Consider the following 15,372-nt stretch of genomic DNA (forward strand, 5'->3'; position numbering starts at 1 on the left):
GGCGCGTGGACCTCAAGCGAAAGCTGGCGCGACTGACGGGGGTAGGCCCGGGAGGCAAGCCCGCGACGAATCGCGTGGCCACGCTGCCCGAGCCTCCTCCTCGCGCGGAGGACCTGGCGCGAGTCGACGGGCCACCCGCCACGCCCGTCGATGGTGTGACCTCGGAGGCTTCGTCACCCACGAGTCCGGCCGAAGACGTCGCGGCCATGGCGCGGCGGGGTGTCCCGGAGGCTCCGTCGGACACCGAGCCCTCCTCTCCGAAGGACCCTCGCATCGAGGCCCTCCGGCGGATGCTCGCGGACTGGTCCGAGCGCCAGGGTCAGACGGCCGCGCGCCGGGGCCCGGCTCCCGCGAAGCCTCGCCCGGGACCGCTTCCCGTCATCCCCCAGGAGACGCCGCACGGGACGGTCCATGTGTCGGAGACCCTGCTGTCCCCGGAGCATCGGCATGGCACCGCGCCCGTGGCCGGGGCGCTGGATGTCGAAGGGGCCCTGGTCGCCCGGCTCGCGCTGCACGAGGAGCTGGCGGGGGTGGACTTCCAGCGGATGCTCTTCCTGGACACGGAGACCACGGGACTCGCCGGCGGCACCGGCACCGTGCCCTTCCTCGTAGGGCTCGCGTGGTTCGAGGGCCGCTCGCTGCGCGTCCACCAGCTCTTCCTGCGCAAGCTGGGCGAGGAGGCCCCCATGCTGCGCGTGCTCGCCGCGCGCATGGCCACGTCGTCGTGCCTGGTCACCTTCAACGGCAAGAGCTTCGACTGGCCGCTCTTGCGCACGCGCTTCGTGCTCAACCGCGTCGCGACGCCCCCGGAGCTGCCGCACCTGGACCTGCTGCACTGCGCTCGCCGCGTCTTCAAGCACCGGGGGGCGGGTACGCGCCTGGTCCACGTGGAGGAGCAGGTGCTCGGACACCGCCGCGTCGACGACGTGGACGGCTCGCTGATTCCGGAGCTGTACTTCCGCTATCTGCGCGGCGGGGACGGCTCGGCGCTGACGCCCGTGCTGGAGCACAACGCCAACGACCTGCTCCTGTTGGCCGCGCTCCTGGGAGAACTGGTGCGCCGCTTCCGGGCAGGGGACGGCACCGCCGTGCTCCCTGGTGAGGACCCTCGGGACCTCCTGGGCTTCGCGGGAGTCGCGCTCCGGGCGGGAGACCACGCTCGGGCGCGGGCCTTCGCCCAGGCGGCGACGGGTGGCTCCGGCACGGTGGGGGTGGAGGCCCATGCCCTGGCATCCCGGTTGGCCCGCATGGCGGGGGAGCCCCTCGTCGCGGCCGAACACCTGCTCCAGGCCCTGGTCACGGCTCGGGGATTCCAGGCGGCGACGCTGCACCTGGAGCTCACCAAGCTGTACGAGCACTCCCTCAAGGACCTCGCGGGCGCGCTGAGCCACGCGCGCTTGTCGGCGGCGGCGGAGTTGCCGGAAGACCACCGGCGCCGCATCGTTCGTCTGGAGGGTCGCATCGAGCGGAGTACTCGGAGCCGCGCGCTGGACCTGAGTGCCCGACCACCGCGCTCAGGCCTCTGAAAACCCTTGCGTCCGGTTTCGGGCGAGTGGGCTCGCTCCCATGCCCACCCGCAGGTCGACCGAGCACATGATGGGAGCGTTGGACCCCGGCCTGCGCTAAGAGAGGCGCCATGAAAATCACGAAGGACAGTGTCGTCTCCATCGACTTCCGGCTCCACCTTGGCGATGGGAAGATGGTGGACGAGAGCGAGCCCGGAGATCCGCTCGTCTATCTGCAGGGCCACGAGGAGGTCGTCCCCGGTCTGGAGAAGGCCCTGGAGGGCAAGGCCAAGGGGGACTCCCTGTCAGTGGTCATCCCCCCCGAGGATGGTTACGGGCCGCATGACCCCGAAGGCATCGAGGAAGTTCCCCGGGGAGAGTTCCCGGAGGGGCTGGAGCTGACCGAGGGCGGCATCCTGACCGCCACGGACCCCGAGGGGGACGAGGTGGACTTCCTCATCAAGGAGATTCGCGGCGACACCGTGGTGGTGGACTACAACCACCCGCTCGCCGGCAAGACGCTGCACTTCGACGTCACCGTGCGCGAGGTCCGCGCCGCGACGGCCGAGGAGCTGGAGCACGGCCACGCGCACGGCCCGGACGACGCCCACTGACAACCCGGGCGGGAAGGACGGGCCTTCCGGTCCTTGCTTCCCACCCGTTCCGCGAGGCCACGCGGTGTGGCCTCGCGAGCGGTTCCTGCCCGGCGCGGCTGGGACGACTCAGCGCCCGCCCAGCAGGTCCGAGTTGAAGGCGAACCCGAGGAGCATGAACGGCATGGCCTCCTGCCGGCTCGGGTGCTTCAGGTACCAGGCCACCATGCCGAGCACCGTGGGGCGGTTGAACATGGTCCCCTCGTCGGTGTTGAAGGCATACGAGGCGACCGGCCCCACGCGCATGTGGCTGTTGTCGACGGTGGTGTTGCCGGAGACGCCCTGGTCCTCGTTGTAACGAGGCCAGACGGCGCTGAAGCGCGCCCCCACCATCCACTGCCCGGACAGGTAGACGACGTCCGAGTCGTTGGTGAAGACCCAGCCCTTGCCGGCCAGGAGCGAGTCCAGCATCGGGTCGTAGAACGTCGTCGCGCCGTCGCGCAGCGTCAGGTTCCAGTACTCCAGGCTGAACTTGGCGCGCACCGCGATGGGGCCGACCTTCGCCTGGAGCGTCGGCTCCACCAGGAAGTGGTGGCCGCTGGTGCTGTAGGCGTTGTCCTCGCGCAGGTCCAGGGCGTCATCCGAGAAGTCCTGCAGCGGGTTCGGATACGACTGGAGGAAGCCCATGGTGCCCAGGAAGCGCGTGTACTCGTAGCTGGCGCGCACGTTGAGCAGGGCGATGGGCTGGATTTCGAACTGCGGTCCCACCTTGAGCGAGGCGGGGTTGGCCTTGATGAGGGCCGCGGCGTTGACGAACGTGTCGCGCATCACCGGCGACTCGCTGTCGAACAGCCGCTTCTGGATGACCAGGCGGTTCTGCGTCTCCAGGCCAATGGGGTTGACGCGGAAGAGGTTGAAGCTCGTCAGGTACAACCGGACGTTGGGGATGGGGCGGGGCAGGGGAAGCGGGGACGGCTGATTGGCCGGCGTGACCTCCGGTGGCTGCGGCGTACCCGGCGTCGGAACGTCCGACGGGGTGGGGGTGGCGGCGCTGGGCTGCTGCGCGGCTGCGGGAGACACCAGGCCCAGGCTCAGGCAGAGCGTGCAAAAGGACAGCGATAGACGCTTGAGCATCATCTCGACACTTCCTCGGGAGTGAGGGGGGACCGCGGCGAGGCAGACCGCGGCTCAGCGGTTCAAGAACGACTGGGAGAGGCTTCGGGACTCGTCTGTTCGTCCGTGTGGCGACGCGTCACCGCGTAGCCGAAGATGGCCGCCGTGAAGTACATGACGATGCTGTAGATGGCCGGAGGGATGGCCATGGTCGCGTTGCCGAGCAGCAGCGGACTCATGGCGATGGTCATCGCGAGGATGCCGTTGTGGATGCCAATCTCCATGCCGATGGCCACGGCCTGACGACGCGGCAGGCGGAACAACAGCGGCGTGACGTAGCCGATGGCCATGCTCAGCACGTTGAAGCTCAGCGCGGCCAGCCCCACCTGCTTGAAGTACGCGCCGATGTGCGCGCGCTCCTGGTAGACGGCGGCGGCGATGACGACCGCCAGGAACGCGGCGGACATCAGGCGGATGGGCTTGTCCAGGGACTGGGCGATGCCCGGCTTGCGCGAGCGGATGAGCATGCCGATGCTCACCGGGCCCAGCACGATGATGAAGACCTGGAGCACCTTGGAGAACTGCATGGGGACCGCGCGGTCCTCCCCCATGAAGTGCATCAGTGACAGGTTGACGATGAGGGGCAGGGTGACGAGCGTCAGCGCGCTGTTCACCGCCGTCAGCGTGATGTTGAGGGCGACGTCACCGCGGGCCAGATGGCTGAAGAGGTTCGCCGTCGCTCCTCCAGGAGACGCCGCGAGCAACATCAGCCCCACCGCCAGCTCGGGTCCCAGGCCGAAGGCATGGGCGATGAGCGCGCAGCCGGCGGGAAGCACCAGCATCTGGCACACGAGCCCCACAATCACCGCTCGCGGGTAGACGATGACGCGCTTGAAGTCCGCGAGCGTCAGCGACAGTCCCAGGCCGAGCATGATGACGGCCAACGACAGTGGAATCAGTACCGCGGTGAATACGTTTGACTGCATTCGCCCCCCGCCAATTTTCGGGCGTTTCGTCGCCCGCGCCGCGCTGATGTCTCAAGTGCAATCAAGCGTGGCGCAAACGGGTGTCTCGCTTCAAGCCACCCCCTGGCGATTTGCGACGACGCGCACTCGGCCATGACGCCGGGCGTCATTCATTTGTCACATCGATGGAAAGCTACACCTGTACGCGTGTTACCAGGGCCGTGCGGGGATGGTGTCACGGATTGCTCAGGGGGGTGTCCTGTTTGCCATCCGGGGTGTTGGTGCGCGCGAAGCGGCGGAAGAAGCTGTCGTCGTTCCAGCGCGGTCGCTCGGGCGCGTTGGCCACGGTGCGCGTCAGGTCGGTGAGCAGCTGGACGAACTTGATGGCGCCGTCCTTGTGGATGGGCTGGCGCAGGTCGTCCGAGGGGGCGTGGTAGTGGCGCGTGTACCAGTCCTTGAAGGTGCGCTCCTCGGGGGAGCCCGGCGCGTAGCCGAACTTGAAGGACAGGGCTGGCACGCCCTGGCGGATGAAGGCGTACTGGTCGCTGCGGATGAAGGTCATGCTGCTGGGGTTGGGGTCGGGCTGGAGCTTCACGCCGTGCGCCGAGGTGACCTCCCGCAGGGGCGCGAGCAGCGTCGATTCGTCCTGGCCGTAGGCCACCACGCGGGTGAAGTCGAACAGCGGCAGGAACATGTCCAGGTTGAAGTTCGCGACGATGGCGTCGCGGGGCACGGTGGGGTGCGCGGCGAAGTAGCGCGAGCCGATCAGCCCCTTCTCCTCACCCGTCACCAGCACGAAGAGGATGGAGCGCTGGGGCTTCTGGGCCTGGAGCGCGCGGGCCACCTCCAGCACGGCGGCCACGCCCGTCGCGTTGTCCATGGCGCCGTTGTAGATGGCGTCGCCGTTGATGGGCGCTCCCACGCCCACGTGGTCCAGGTGCGCGGTGAGGACGACGTACTCCTTGGCCAGCACCGGATCGCTGCCCGGAAGCACGCCCACGACGTTGACGGATGTCACGGGAGTGGAGACCCACTCGGCGCTCGACTGGAGGCGCGTGGGCAGCTCGAAGCGCGGCAGCGGCTTGCTCGCGTCCGCCAGCGCGAGCAGCTCCTTGAACGAGTGCGGGCTTCCGGTGAACAGCTTCTCGGCGTGCTCCGGGTTGAAGGAGACGCTCACCTGGAGGCCGGACGTGTCGTCCAGCGAGGTGTCCGCGAAGTTCATCGCCGGCTGGAGGCGCGACAGGGCGGAGCGGGACCAGGGCGTCTCCATGTTCTTCGGATTCAGGAGCACCACGGCGCCCACGGCGCCCGCCTTCTTCAGCGCCTTGACCCGCTCCGCAGCGGAGCTGTGGTGGGCCCTCAGGGGGCCGGGGATGTGAGCGGGGCCTCCGTAGATGAAGACGGCCAGCTTGCCCTGGAGGTCCACGCCCGCGAAGTCGTCATGGTTCGCCTCCGGGATGGAGAGGCCATGGCCCACGAACACCAGGGGGGCGTCCAGCTGACCCGACTCGCCCTGGCGCGGGGAGATGAGGGCCTCGCGACCGACGACGAGCGGCGTGCGCTTGCCCTCGCGCACCAGCGTCAGCCGCGAGCGCGCATCCACCAGTCGCCTCGACACCAGCGCCACCTCCTGGAGGTAGCCTTCGCCAGCGCCGGGCTTCACGCCGAGGCCCGCAAGCTGCTCGGCCACGTACGCCGCGGCCTCGCGGTGGCCTTCGCTTCCCGTGTCGCGCCCTCGCAGGCGGTCGTCCGCGAGGAACTGGACGTGGCTCCACCAGCGCTTCACTTCGGGGGATGGCTCCGCGGCGGGGGCCAGCGACGGCAGCAGCAACAGCGAGGTCAGCAGGACGGAACGGGGCAAGGGAGCGCTCGCGGGAAGAGGGGAGACTGTTTCCTCAACGGCCGGCGGAGCATGCCATTCCTTCCGCGCCCGGCCAGGGCGTCCTCCGGCGCACGGCGGGCTCACGCGGGGCGAGACAGGCGCGGCCGGGGTCGGCTAGGAGGGGCCTCCATGAGCCGAGTCCTGGACGAGCTGCTGGAGCTCCTCAAGCTGGAGGTCATCGAGGAGAATCTGTTTCGCGGGAGGAGCCAGGACCTGGGCTTCCGCCAGCTCTTCGGTGGGCAGGTGCTGGGGCAGGCGCTGTCGGCGGCCAGCCAGACGGTGGAGCCCGCGCGGCATGTCCACTCGCTGCATGGCTACTTCCTGCGCCCCGGCGACGCGAGCCTTCCCGTCGTCTACACGGTGGACCGGGTGCGCGACGGCGGCAGCATCAGCACGCGGCGCATCGTCGCCATCCAGAAGGGACAACCCATCTTCACGATGATGGCGTCCTTCCACGGAGACGAGGTCGGTTACGCGCACCAGGCCCCCATGCCGGACGTGCCGCCCCCGGAGAGCCTGCCCACGGACCTGGAGCTGCTGCTGCGTCAGGCGGACAGGATTCCGGCGCGGCTGCGCGAGAAGATCCTCTGCGACAAGCCCATCGAGATGCGGCCGGTGGCGTACATGGACCCGTTCAATCCGGTGCCGGACGAGCCGCGCAAGGCGGTGTGGATTCGCGCCGACGGCGAGCTTCCGGAGGACCCCCAGGTCCACAAGTACGTGCTGGCGTACGCGTCCGACTTCAACCTCATCAGCACCGTGCTGCTGCCGCACGCGGCCAGCTTCTTCCAGCCGCAAGTCATCGGCGCGAGCCTGGACCACGCCCTCTGGTTCCATGGTGACCTGAAGGTGAATGACTGGCTGCTCTACGTCATGGACAGCCCGTGGGCGGGCAACGCGCGAGGCCTGGCGCGAGGCTCCGTCTACACGCGCGACGGACGCCTCGTCGCCTCCGTGGCGCAAGAGGGACTGCTGCGCATCCTCAAGGGCGACAAGGCGAAGTAGCGCGGGGGTCCCACCGCTCCGTACGTGACACGCGCACTGCTTGCCGCTTGAGGCAGGTCGCGAGCGACGACGTGCGGCACACGCGCCTCGCCCTCGGGATTCCAGGTAGGCTCGGCGCGACGGTGGACACGGAGGTCGTGACGATGCGCGCGGTGGTGTACCAGCACGAGGAGCACGAGGGCGTGGGACTTCTGGGGCCGGCGCTGACGAAGGCGGGCTTCACCCTTGTCAACCGCTTCCGCTCCGCGCGTCACGACGACGTGGACGCGGAGCTGGTGGTGGTGATGGGCGGCCCCATGGGCGTCTACGAGGCGGACCAGCACCCGTTCCTGCGCGAGGAGCTGGCCATCCTCCGCGAGCGACTGGCCAACGAGCGCCCGTCTCTGGGCATCTGCCTGGGCGCGCAGTTGCTCGCCGACGCGGCGGGCGCCGAGGTCTTCGCGGGAAAGAATGGCTTCGAGGTGGGCGTAGGCCCGGTGCGTTGGACCGCGGAGGGCGTGCGCGACACGGTCATCGCCGGCGTGCGCCCCCGCACCGTCGTCGCGCACTGGCATGGTGACACGTACAAGGCCGTGCCCGGCGCCACGCTGCTGGCCTCCACGGACCGCTACGTGCAACAGGCCTTCCGGCTGGGCTCGTCGTTCGGTTTCCAGTTCCATCTGGAGCTGACGGCTCGGGAGATGGGGCGCTGGCTGGAGCTGGGCGCGGAAGACCTTCGCCAGCGCGGCAAGGACCTCGCGGAGCTGAAGGCGCAGCTGCCCAAGCTGGAGTCCGCCGAGCGGGAGAACACCGAGCTGCTCCAGCGGCTCGCGGAGCACTTCGCTCAAACAGTGCGCTGAGGCTCTCGCCGCGCCCTCCGACAGTGCGGCACCTCGTGAGGACCTGGAAATTCGCGGAGGAGCTGGGGGCTTTGCCCCTGGGTCCAGATGGCTCCAAGCGAGCGGGTTCGGACCTGGAGGGTGAGGGCCCCTCTGCCTTCCTGTCTCACGGGTGATGTCTCATTCATGTATCGTCTGGCGAATCCGCCGGCGCAGAGGGGGAAGTCAGTCTCGCCGATACAGCGTGCGGATGCGTTGAGGTGGGGATGTGTTGTTTCGGCATGGTGCTCACGGTGCTCGCGGGGATGCCCCCGGACGGCATCGCGCAGCTCGAGAAGGTGGAGCGGCTGATGCCGGCGCTCCAGCGGATGGCCGTGGACCCGGAGCTGGTTCAGGCGGTGCTCGCCCAGAACGCGCGCGGGGCTTCACTGGTTTCCATTCGCGCGGATGATGACGCGTGGCTGGCCACTCCGGCGATGACGCCCTTCAAGCAGCGCGTGCTCGACGCCGCCTGCTCACGGGTGCTTGCTCGCCACCGTATTTCCCTGGGCCGCGACAAGGTGGCGGAGGCGTTCGTGATGGATCGCCAGGGCGCGCTGGTGGGCGCCACGCGGCGGACGTCCGATTACTGGCAGGGTGACGAAGACAAGTTCCGGGTGCCGTTCAAGCAGGGGCGGGTGCTGCGCGAGCACCCCTTCTTCGACGAGTCCTCGCAGGCCTACGTCATCCAGGTCTCCCTTCCTGTCCGCGACCGTGGCCGTGTCATCGGCGCCGTCACCGTCGGACTCTCCCTGCTGGACCTCTGAAGACTCACGCGGACCGCCATGCGCCTGCTCGACGCCCTCTCCCTCCGCACCCGCCTGACGCTGGCGGTCTCCCTGCTCACGCTCTTCGCGTTGCTGCCGCTCAACATCCTCGGCCGTGTCTTCATCTCCGACAACCTGCAGGAGCAGATCCACGCGACCTTGCGGGTGGAGGCCCAGGGCCTCAGGGACCTCGTCGAGTCCACGCTGGCGGAGCGCGAGGCGAACGTCCGGAGCTGGTCGGAAGACGCCATCCTCCGGGGCGCGCTGCTCTTCGACACCTTCGACAAGAGCGACGCGGTGCTCGTTGCCCTGGAGAAGCGTCATCCGACCTTCGCGGGCCTCGTGCTCTTCACCGAGGACGGCCGCGCCGTGTCCGCCAGCGAGGCGCGGCTGCGCAAGGCCTACGAGGGACACGAGGGCGAGGTGCGCGCCTCCGGCTGGTTTCGCGCCGCGCTGAACGGGACGCTGGACACCACGGGCTTCACGAAGGTGGACCCGTTCTTCGAGCGGACGGTGCTGCCGCTCGCGGTGCCCGTGCTGAGCCCCATCAGCGGCGCGCGCATCGGTGTGCTCCTGGCCGCCTACGAGTGGAGCCAGGTGGGGCAGGTGGTGGCCCCCGCGCTGGAGCGCTCCCGGGCCCGAGGCCAGCGGAGCTTCGCCCTGGAGATCCTCGGCGCGGACGGCATGAGCCTCTTCGACACGCACGAGCGCGACCTCTCGCGTCCCGACGACGTCGTCCGCGTGGAGTCCATCAACGAGAACTCGGTTCGTGACGTCGGCGATGGCTGGCGCTTCGTGGCCACGGTGGACCCGGGGGACGCCTACGCGCCTCTGGAGCAGGCGAGCAGGGGGGCCATCGCCCTGACGGTGCTCTCACTCGTCGTCGCGGGCGTGGGGGGCTGGCTCCTGGCGCGCGGGGCCACCGGCCCCATCTCCCGGCTGAGCGAAGTGGTGGGCCGCGTCGTGCGCGAGGGCGACCTCACCCAGCAGGTGGAGGTGTCCAGCCGCCGCGACGAGGTGGGGCAGTTGGCCGCCTCCTTCTCCCTGATGATGGAGCACCTGCGCGAGTCCACGCGCGGCCTCCAGCAGGGCACCAAGGTGTTGGGACAGACGGTGGCGGAGCTCACCGCCGCCGCCGCGCAGCAGGAGCGCACCCTGACGAAGCAGGCCGCGGCCCTCCAGGAGACGCAGGTGACGGCCCAGGAGATCAAGCAGACGTCACTGATGGCCGCCGAGCGCTCCCAGGCCGTGCTCGGCGTCACCGCGCGAGCCCGCGAGGTGGGGCGCTCCGGCGAGGCCACCGTCTCCGCGAGCCTCCAGGGCTTCGAACAACTGCGCGAGCAGGTGGGCCGCGTGGCCGACAGCATCTCCGCCCTCAACGAGCGCACCCAACAGATTGGCGGCATCACCCAGACGGTGAAGGACCTGGCCGACCAGTCCAACATGCTCGCGCTCAACGCGGCCATCGAGGCCGTGCGCTCCGGTGAGCACGGCAAGGGCTTCAGCGTGGTGGCGCGCGAGATTCGCAGCCTCGCGGACCAGTCCATCACCTCCACTGCCCGCGTGCGGGAGATCCTCGAGGACATCCGCCAGTCCATCCAGGGCTCCGTCACGCTGGCCGTGCAGAGCCAGGGCAGCGCTGAAACCGGACTGACTCAGGTCCGTGCCAGCGGCGACAGCCTCCGCGAGCTGACCGGCATCATCCAGGACAACGCCTCCGCCGCTCAGCAGATCGCCGCCGCCGTGACGCAGCAGAACGCCGGCGTCGCCCAGATCTTCATCGCCGTGACGGACCTGTCCCGGATGATGGAGGAGTCCATGCAGGGTTTGCAGAGCGCTCAGCGGATTACCGCGTCGCTGCGTGACGTGGCCGCGCGGATGGAGACAGTGGCGGCCACGTACCGCGTCTAGTCATTGTTGAGGGGGTAACACTCGGAGTGGTTTGCGGGAGCGCACTCCAAGTAAACATGAATTATGCGCAACCCGGGGATTCCTGGAGCCATTCCGGTTCCCTGGAGTCCCCGTTCCGTTGGTCCTTCATCTGAAGGAGCACCGCATGCGCAGCGTCGTGAAAGCCGCCGTATTCATGGCAGTGATGGCGACGTCCCAGGCGTGGGGATTCGACCCCCCCGCCGCACCCCCCAAGGGCTCACTGGCGAGCCAGGCGTTCTTCAAGCCTGAGCTGTCGCTGGCCAGTGGTCAGGTGCCTCTGAACGAGGCCCTGCCCAAGCTGAGCCCTGATGTGGCGAAGGTCTGGGACGACTTCTTCGCTCGTAACGGGAACAACTTCGAGATCTACGTCGACTCCGTCACGGGTACCGCAGCAAACATCCAGGGCGCCATTCCGCTCATCCCGGGCAATGGCGTGGGCAACAAGCTGACGCTGGGCAGCCTGGGCCGGCAGCTCGGGCGTTCGGTGGACAAGGTGGATGGCGGCGTCGTCGCCGACCTCGTCTACAAGTTCGTGGAGGCCAACCGCGCCGCGGTGGGCGTGGACATGCTCCAACTGGGCCAGGCCCGGGTGGACCAGATCACCCCGGACCTGTGGCAGGTCTCCATCGTCCAGCAGCACCAGGGCATCCCCGTCCGGTATGGACGGCTGGCGGCCACCATCAGCCACGGTAACCTGATTCTGCTGGGCACCGAGTCGTGGACGAACGTGGGGCTCTCGCCCATGCCGCTGGTGGACGCGGACCGGGCGATGGTCGTCGCGCACGAGCGCTTCGGCCTCTACGAGAGCCCGGCCGACGTCTGGCAGGCGCCCAAGCTGGAGGTCGCGCCGGTCTCCGTTCCGGGCGCGGGCTTCGGCAAGGGCATGGGCCACCAGCTCGTGTGGACGTACGGCTTCCAGCTCCAGAACGAGAGCGAGCGCTGGAAGGTGACGGTGGATGCCGCCACCGGTGACGTGCTCGCACTGGAGGACGACAACCACTACTTCGACCAGTCGGTGAAGGGCGGCGTCTACCCGTTCACCAACACGGGTTCGCCCCCGGGTTGCCCGGCGGGCTCGTTCTGCGGCGTCCTGCAGCCCAACTACCCCATGCCCTGGGCCAACGTCGGGACGAACGTCTTCACGGACGGCTACGGCGTTTACGACTACACGGCCGGGACGACGACCACGACACTCGCGGGCCGCTACATCCGGATCGTCGACACGTGCGGCGCCATCAGCGGCACCGGCACGGGCAACATCAACTTCGGGAACGGAACCGTCACGTGCCCCACGCCCACGAGCGGCAACACCGCGGCGACCCGCAGCGCGTTCTATGAGCTGAACCGCATCAAGGAGCTGGCCCGTGGCTGGCTGCCCACCAACGCGTGGCTGCAGGCGTCCATGACGGCCAACGTCAACATCAACAACACCTGCAACGCCTTCTGGAACGGCTCCACGGTCAACTTCTACCGCAGTGGTGGTGGCTGCCGGAACACGGGTGAGATTGGCGCCGTGTTCGACCACGAGTGGGGCCACGGCATGGACGACAACGACACGGCCGGCACGCTGAGCAACTCCAGCGAGGCCTACGCCGACATCGCGTCCATGTACCGCCTGCCGTTCAACCCCGCCGCCACTCCCACCAGCGGCCAGTCTCCCGCGTCGTGCGTGGGCTACGGCTTCTTCCAGACCCTCAACAATGGTTGCGGCATGACGGCGGATGGGACGGGTTACAACGTGAACGAGGCGCAGGCGGGGGCCGCGTGGTGCGCGACCAACTGCTCGGGTGTCCGCGACGCTGACTACGCGGCCCACAACCCGCCGACGCCCACCACGCCGCAGAACTTCGTCTGCCCCCGCTGCTCCACCGGCACGGGGCCGTGCGGCCGGCAGACGCATTGCGCCGCGTCTCCGGTGCGTCAGGCGGCGTGGGACTTCATCGCCCGCGACCTGCGGTCCGCTCCGTTCAACTACGACTGGAACACGGCCCAGAACATCGGCAACAAGGTGTTCTACCAGGGCAGCGGCAACATCGGCTCGTGGCACGCCTGCAACTGCACCGCGGGCACGTCGGATGGCTGCGCGGCCACCAACGGCTACAAGCAGTGGCTGGCGGCGGATGACGACAACGGCAACATCAACGATGGCACGCCGCACATGACGGCCATCTACGCCGCGTTCAACCGTCACAACATCGCATGTGCCACGCCGGTGGCTGTGAACAGCGGCTGTACGGGTGGCCCGACGGCGGCGCCGACCGTTTCGGTGACGCCGGCCACGGGTCAGGTGTCGCTGAGCTGGGGCGCCGTCAGCGGCGCGACGCAGTACTGGGTGATGAAGTCCGACGGCATCAACGGCTGCACGTACGGCAAGGCCCGCGCGGCCACCGTGACGGGCACCAGCTACGTGGACACCGAGGTGCTCACCGGCCACAACACCTGCTACTCGGTGGTGGCCGCGGGCAGCAGCGCCGCCTGCTACGGCGCGTCCAGCACCTGCACCTGCGTGAGCCCGCTGTAGTCCGGCGGCTCACCGGGACATCACCGGCACGGCGGGAGCGCGCTGGAGTGGGGCGCTCCCGCGGTTGACGGCAAGTGGTTCCGAGGCGGCCTTCTCCATGGAGGCCGCCTCTTCATGCTGATTCCGTGTGACGCGAAGGAGCACGACATGCACAGCGTCGTGAAAGCCGCCGTATGTATGGCAGTGATGGCGACGTCCCAGGCGTGGGGATTCGACCCCCCCGCCGCACCCCCCAAGGGCTCACTGGCGAGCCAGGCGTTCTTCAAGCCTGAACTTTCACTGGCCAGTGGACAGGTGCCTCTGAACGAGGCCTTGCCCAGGCTGAGCCCCGACGTGGCGAAGGTCTGGGACGATTTCTTCGCTCGTAACGGGAACAACTTCGAGATCTACGTCGACTCCGTCACGGGTACCGCGGCAAACATCCAGGGCGCCGTTCCACTCATCCCGGGCAATGGCGTGGGCAACAAGCTGACGCTGGGCAGCCTGGGCAGGCAGCTCGGGCGTTCGGTGGACAAGGTGGATGGCGTCGTCGTCGTCGACCTCGTCTACAAGTTCGTGGAGGCCAACCGCGACGTGGTGGGCGTGGACATGATCCAACTGGGCCAGGCCCGGGTGGATCAGATCACCCCGGACCTGTGGCAGGTCTCCATCGTCCAGCAGCACCAGGGCGTGCCGGTCCGGTATGGGCGACTGGCGGCCACCATCAGTCACGGTAACCTGATTCTGCTGGGCACCGAGTCGTGGGCCAACGTGGAGATTGCCCCCATGCCGCTGGTGGACGCGGACCGGGCGATGGTCGTCGCGCACGAGCGCTTCGGCCTCTACGAGAGCCCTGCCGACATCTGGCAGGCGCCCACGCTGGAGGTCGCGCCGGTCTCCATTCCGGGCGCGGGCTTCGGCAAGGGCATGGGCCACGAACTGGTGTGGACGTACGGCTTCCAACTCCAGGATGAGCATGAGCGCTGGAAGGTGACAGTGGATGCGGTCACCGGTGAAGTGCTCGCGCTTGAGGACGACAACCACTATGCCTCGGTCAACGGTGGTGTCTATCCGTACACCAACACGGGCGTGCCCGCGACGTGTCCAGCGGGCTCGTTCTGCGGCTCGATGCAGCTGCGCTACCCCATGCCCTGGGCCGATGTCGCGCCGGGTGTCTTCGCGGATGGCTATGGGGTGTTCAGTCCTCCCCTAATCGCGACCACGACGCTGACGGGCCGCTACCTTCGCGTCGTTTCCGCCTGTCCACTCAGGGTCAGCGCCACGGGCCCGGACGGCGACATCGCGCTGGGGACAGTCGATGGTGTTTGCGGAACTCCCGACGGTGGAAACACCAGGGCGACCCGCACCGCCTTCTACGAGCTGAACCGCATCAAGGAACTCGCCCGTGGCTGGCTGCCCACCAATGCGTGGCTGCAGGCCTCCCTGACGGCGAACGTCAACCTCAACAACACCTGCAACGCGTTTTGGAACGGCTCCACGGTCAACTTCTACCGCAGCGGCGGAGGGTGCCGGAACACGGGTGAGATTGGCGCCGTGCTCGACCATGAGTGGGGCCACGGCATGGACGATAACGACACGGCCGGCACGCTGAGCAACTCCAGCGAGGCCTACGGTGACATCGCGGCCATGTACCGCCAGCCGTTCGACCCCGCGTCCACGGCGACCACTGGCAGGTCTCCTGGCTCGTGCGTGGGCTACGGCTTCTTCCAGACCCTCAACAATGGTTGCGGCATGACGGCGGATGGGACGGGCTACAACGTGACCGAGGCGCAGACGGGGGCCGCATGGTGCGCAACCAACTGCTCCGGCGTCCGCGACGCCGACTACGCGGCCCACAACCCGCCGACGCCCACCACGCCGCAGAACTTCGTCTGCACCCGCTGTTCCAACGGCACGGGCCCGTGCAGCCGGCAGGTGCATTGCGCCGGGTCTCCAGTGCGTCAGGCGGCGTGGGACTTCGTCGCCCGCGACCTCCAGCTCCCTCCGTTCAACTACGACTGGAACACGGCGCAGAACATCGGCAACAAGGTGTTCTACCAGGGCAGTGGCAACGTCGGATCATGGCACGCCTGCAACTGCACCGCGGGTACGTCGGATGGCTGCGGGGCCACCAACGGCTACAAGCAGTGGCTGGCAGCGGATGATGACAACGGCAACATCAACGATGGCACGCCGCACATGACGGCCATCCACGCCGCGTTCAGCCGCCACAACATCGCCTGTGCCACGCCC

At 68.6% G+C, this 15,372-nt stretch carries 10 protein-coding genes and 1 pseudogene; 8 read left to right on the forward strand and 3 right to left on the reverse strand.

Features of this window, described 5'->3' with window-relative positions; all coding sequences use genetic code 11:
* Positions 1 to 5 precede the first annotated feature (5 nt).
* On the forward strand, positions 6 to 1,526 hold the full coding sequence (locus tag HUA78_RS19535) for a ribonuclease H-like domain-containing protein (RefSeq protein WP_174476896.1): 1,521 nt from the start codon (positions 6 to 8) through the stop codon (positions 1,524 to 1,526).
* Positions 1,527 to 1,636: 110 nt separating this feature from the next.
* Positions 1,637 to 2,119 carry a peptidylprolyl isomerase gene (locus HUA78_RS19540; RefSeq protein WP_141649092.1) on the forward strand — a complete coding sequence of 161 codons (483 nt, stop codon included), beginning with the start codon at positions 1,637 to 1,639 and terminating at the stop codon, positions 2,117 to 2,119.
* A 108-nt stretch (positions 2,120 to 2,227) separates the two neighbouring features.
* On the opposite strand, the gene HUA78_RS19545 is transcribed toward HUA78_RS19540, so the two are convergent.
* The 3 genes from HUA78_RS19545 to HUA78_RS19555 form a co-directional block, all read right to left on the reverse strand.
* Positions 2,228 to 3,235, reverse strand: a complete 1,008-nt coding sequence (locus tag HUA78_RS19545; protein ID WP_254614779.1) for a hypothetical protein — start codon at positions 3,233 to 3,235, stop codon at positions 2,228 to 2,230.
* 59 nt (positions 3,236 to 3,294) lie between these two features.
* Positions 3,295 to 4,197 (reverse strand): bile acid:sodium symporter family protein, encoded by a 903-nt coding sequence (locus HUA78_RS19550; protein WP_141646594.1) that lies wholly within the window; start codon positions 4,195 to 4,197, stop codon positions 3,295 to 3,297.
* Positions 4,198 to 4,411: 214 nt separating this feature from the next.
* Positions 4,412 to 6,037, reverse strand: a complete 1,626-nt coding sequence (locus tag HUA78_RS19555; protein WP_174476897.1) for a M28 family metallopeptidase — start codon at positions 6,035 to 6,037, stop codon at positions 4,412 to 4,414.
* A gap of 150 nt (positions 6,038 to 6,187) precedes the next feature.
* Between HUA78_RS19555 and tesB the strand changes: the two genes are divergently transcribed.
* The 6 genes and pseudogenes from tesB to HUA78_RS19585 all read left to right on the forward strand — a co-directional run.
* Entirely contained in the window at positions 6,188 to 7,063 is an 876-nt protein-coding gene (gene tesB / locus HUA78_RS19560) for an acyl-CoA thioesterase II (protein ID WP_141646592.1), read from the forward strand.
* A gap of 143 nt (positions 7,064 to 7,206) precedes the next feature.
* Positions 7,207 to 7,902, forward strand: a complete 696-nt coding sequence (locus HUA78_RS19565; RefSeq protein ID WP_174476977.1) for a glutamine amidotransferase — start codon at positions 7,207 to 7,209, stop codon at positions 7,900 to 7,902.
* A gap of 245 nt (positions 7,903 to 8,147) precedes the next feature.
* Positions 8,148 to 8,687, forward strand: a complete 540-nt coding sequence (locus tag HUA78_RS19570; RefSeq protein WP_174476898.1) for a PDC sensor domain-containing protein — start codon at positions 8,148 to 8,150, stop codon at positions 8,685 to 8,687.
* Positions 8,688 to 8,705: 18 nt separating this feature from the next.
* Positions 8,706 to 10,598 (forward strand): methyl-accepting chemotaxis protein, encoded by a 1,893-nt coding sequence (locus HUA78_RS19575; RefSeq protein WP_174476899.1) that lies wholly within the window; start codon positions 8,706 to 8,708, stop codon positions 10,596 to 10,598.
* Between the two features lie 145 nt (positions 10,599 to 10,743).
* Positions 10,744 to 13,140 carry a hypothetical protein gene (locus tag HUA78_RS19580; RefSeq protein ID WP_174466965.1) on the forward strand — a complete coding sequence of 799 codons (2,397 nt, stop codon included), beginning with the start codon at positions 10,744 to 10,746 and terminating at the stop codon, positions 13,138 to 13,140.
* Positions 13,141 to 13,254: 114 nt separating this feature from the next.
* Positions 13,255 to 15,372, forward strand: a pseudogene (locus HUA78_RS19585) (endopeptidase); the annotation flags it as partial.

The organism is Myxococcus sp. CA033, assembly GCF_013336625.1.
Classification (GTDB): domain Bacteria; phylum Myxococcota; class Myxococcia; order Myxococcales; family Myxococcaceae; genus Myxococcus; species Myxococcus llanfairpwllgwyngyllgogerychwyrndrobwllllantysiliogogogochensis.

Bases quoted from the DNA above. Each gene is read 5' to 3' on its own strand.
- HUA78_RS19540 (WP_141649092.1), top strand. From the start codon at position 1,637: ATGAAAATCACGAAGGACAGTGTCGTCTCCATCGACTTCCGGCTCCAC.
- HUA78_RS19545 (WP_254614779.1), bottom strand. From the start codon at position 3,235: ATGATGCTCAAGCGTCTATCGCTGTCCTTTTGCACGCTCTGCCTGAGC.
- HUA78_RS19550 (WP_141646594.1), bottom strand. From the start codon at position 4,197: ATGCAGTCAAACGTATTCACCGCGGTACTGATTCCACTGTCGTTGGCC.
- tesB (WP_141646592.1), top strand. From the start codon at position 6,188: ATGAGCCGAGTCCTGGACGAGCTGCTGGAGCTCCTCAAGCTGGAGGTC.
- HUA78_RS19565 (WP_174476977.1), top strand. From the start codon at position 7,207: ATGCGCGCGGTGGTGTACCAGCACGAGGAGCACGAGGGCGTGGGACTT.
- HUA78_RS19570 (WP_174476898.1), top strand. From the start codon at position 8,148: ATGTGTTGTTTCGGCATGGTGCTCACGGTGCTCGCGGGGATGCCCCCG.
- HUA78_RS19575 (WP_174476899.1), top strand. From the start codon at position 8,706: ATGCGCCTGCTCGACGCCCTCTCCCTCCGCACCCGCCTGACGCTGGCG.
- HUA78_RS19580 (WP_174466965.1), top strand. From the start codon at position 10,744: ATGCGCAGCGTCGTGAAAGCCGCCGTATTCATGGCAGTGATGGCGACG.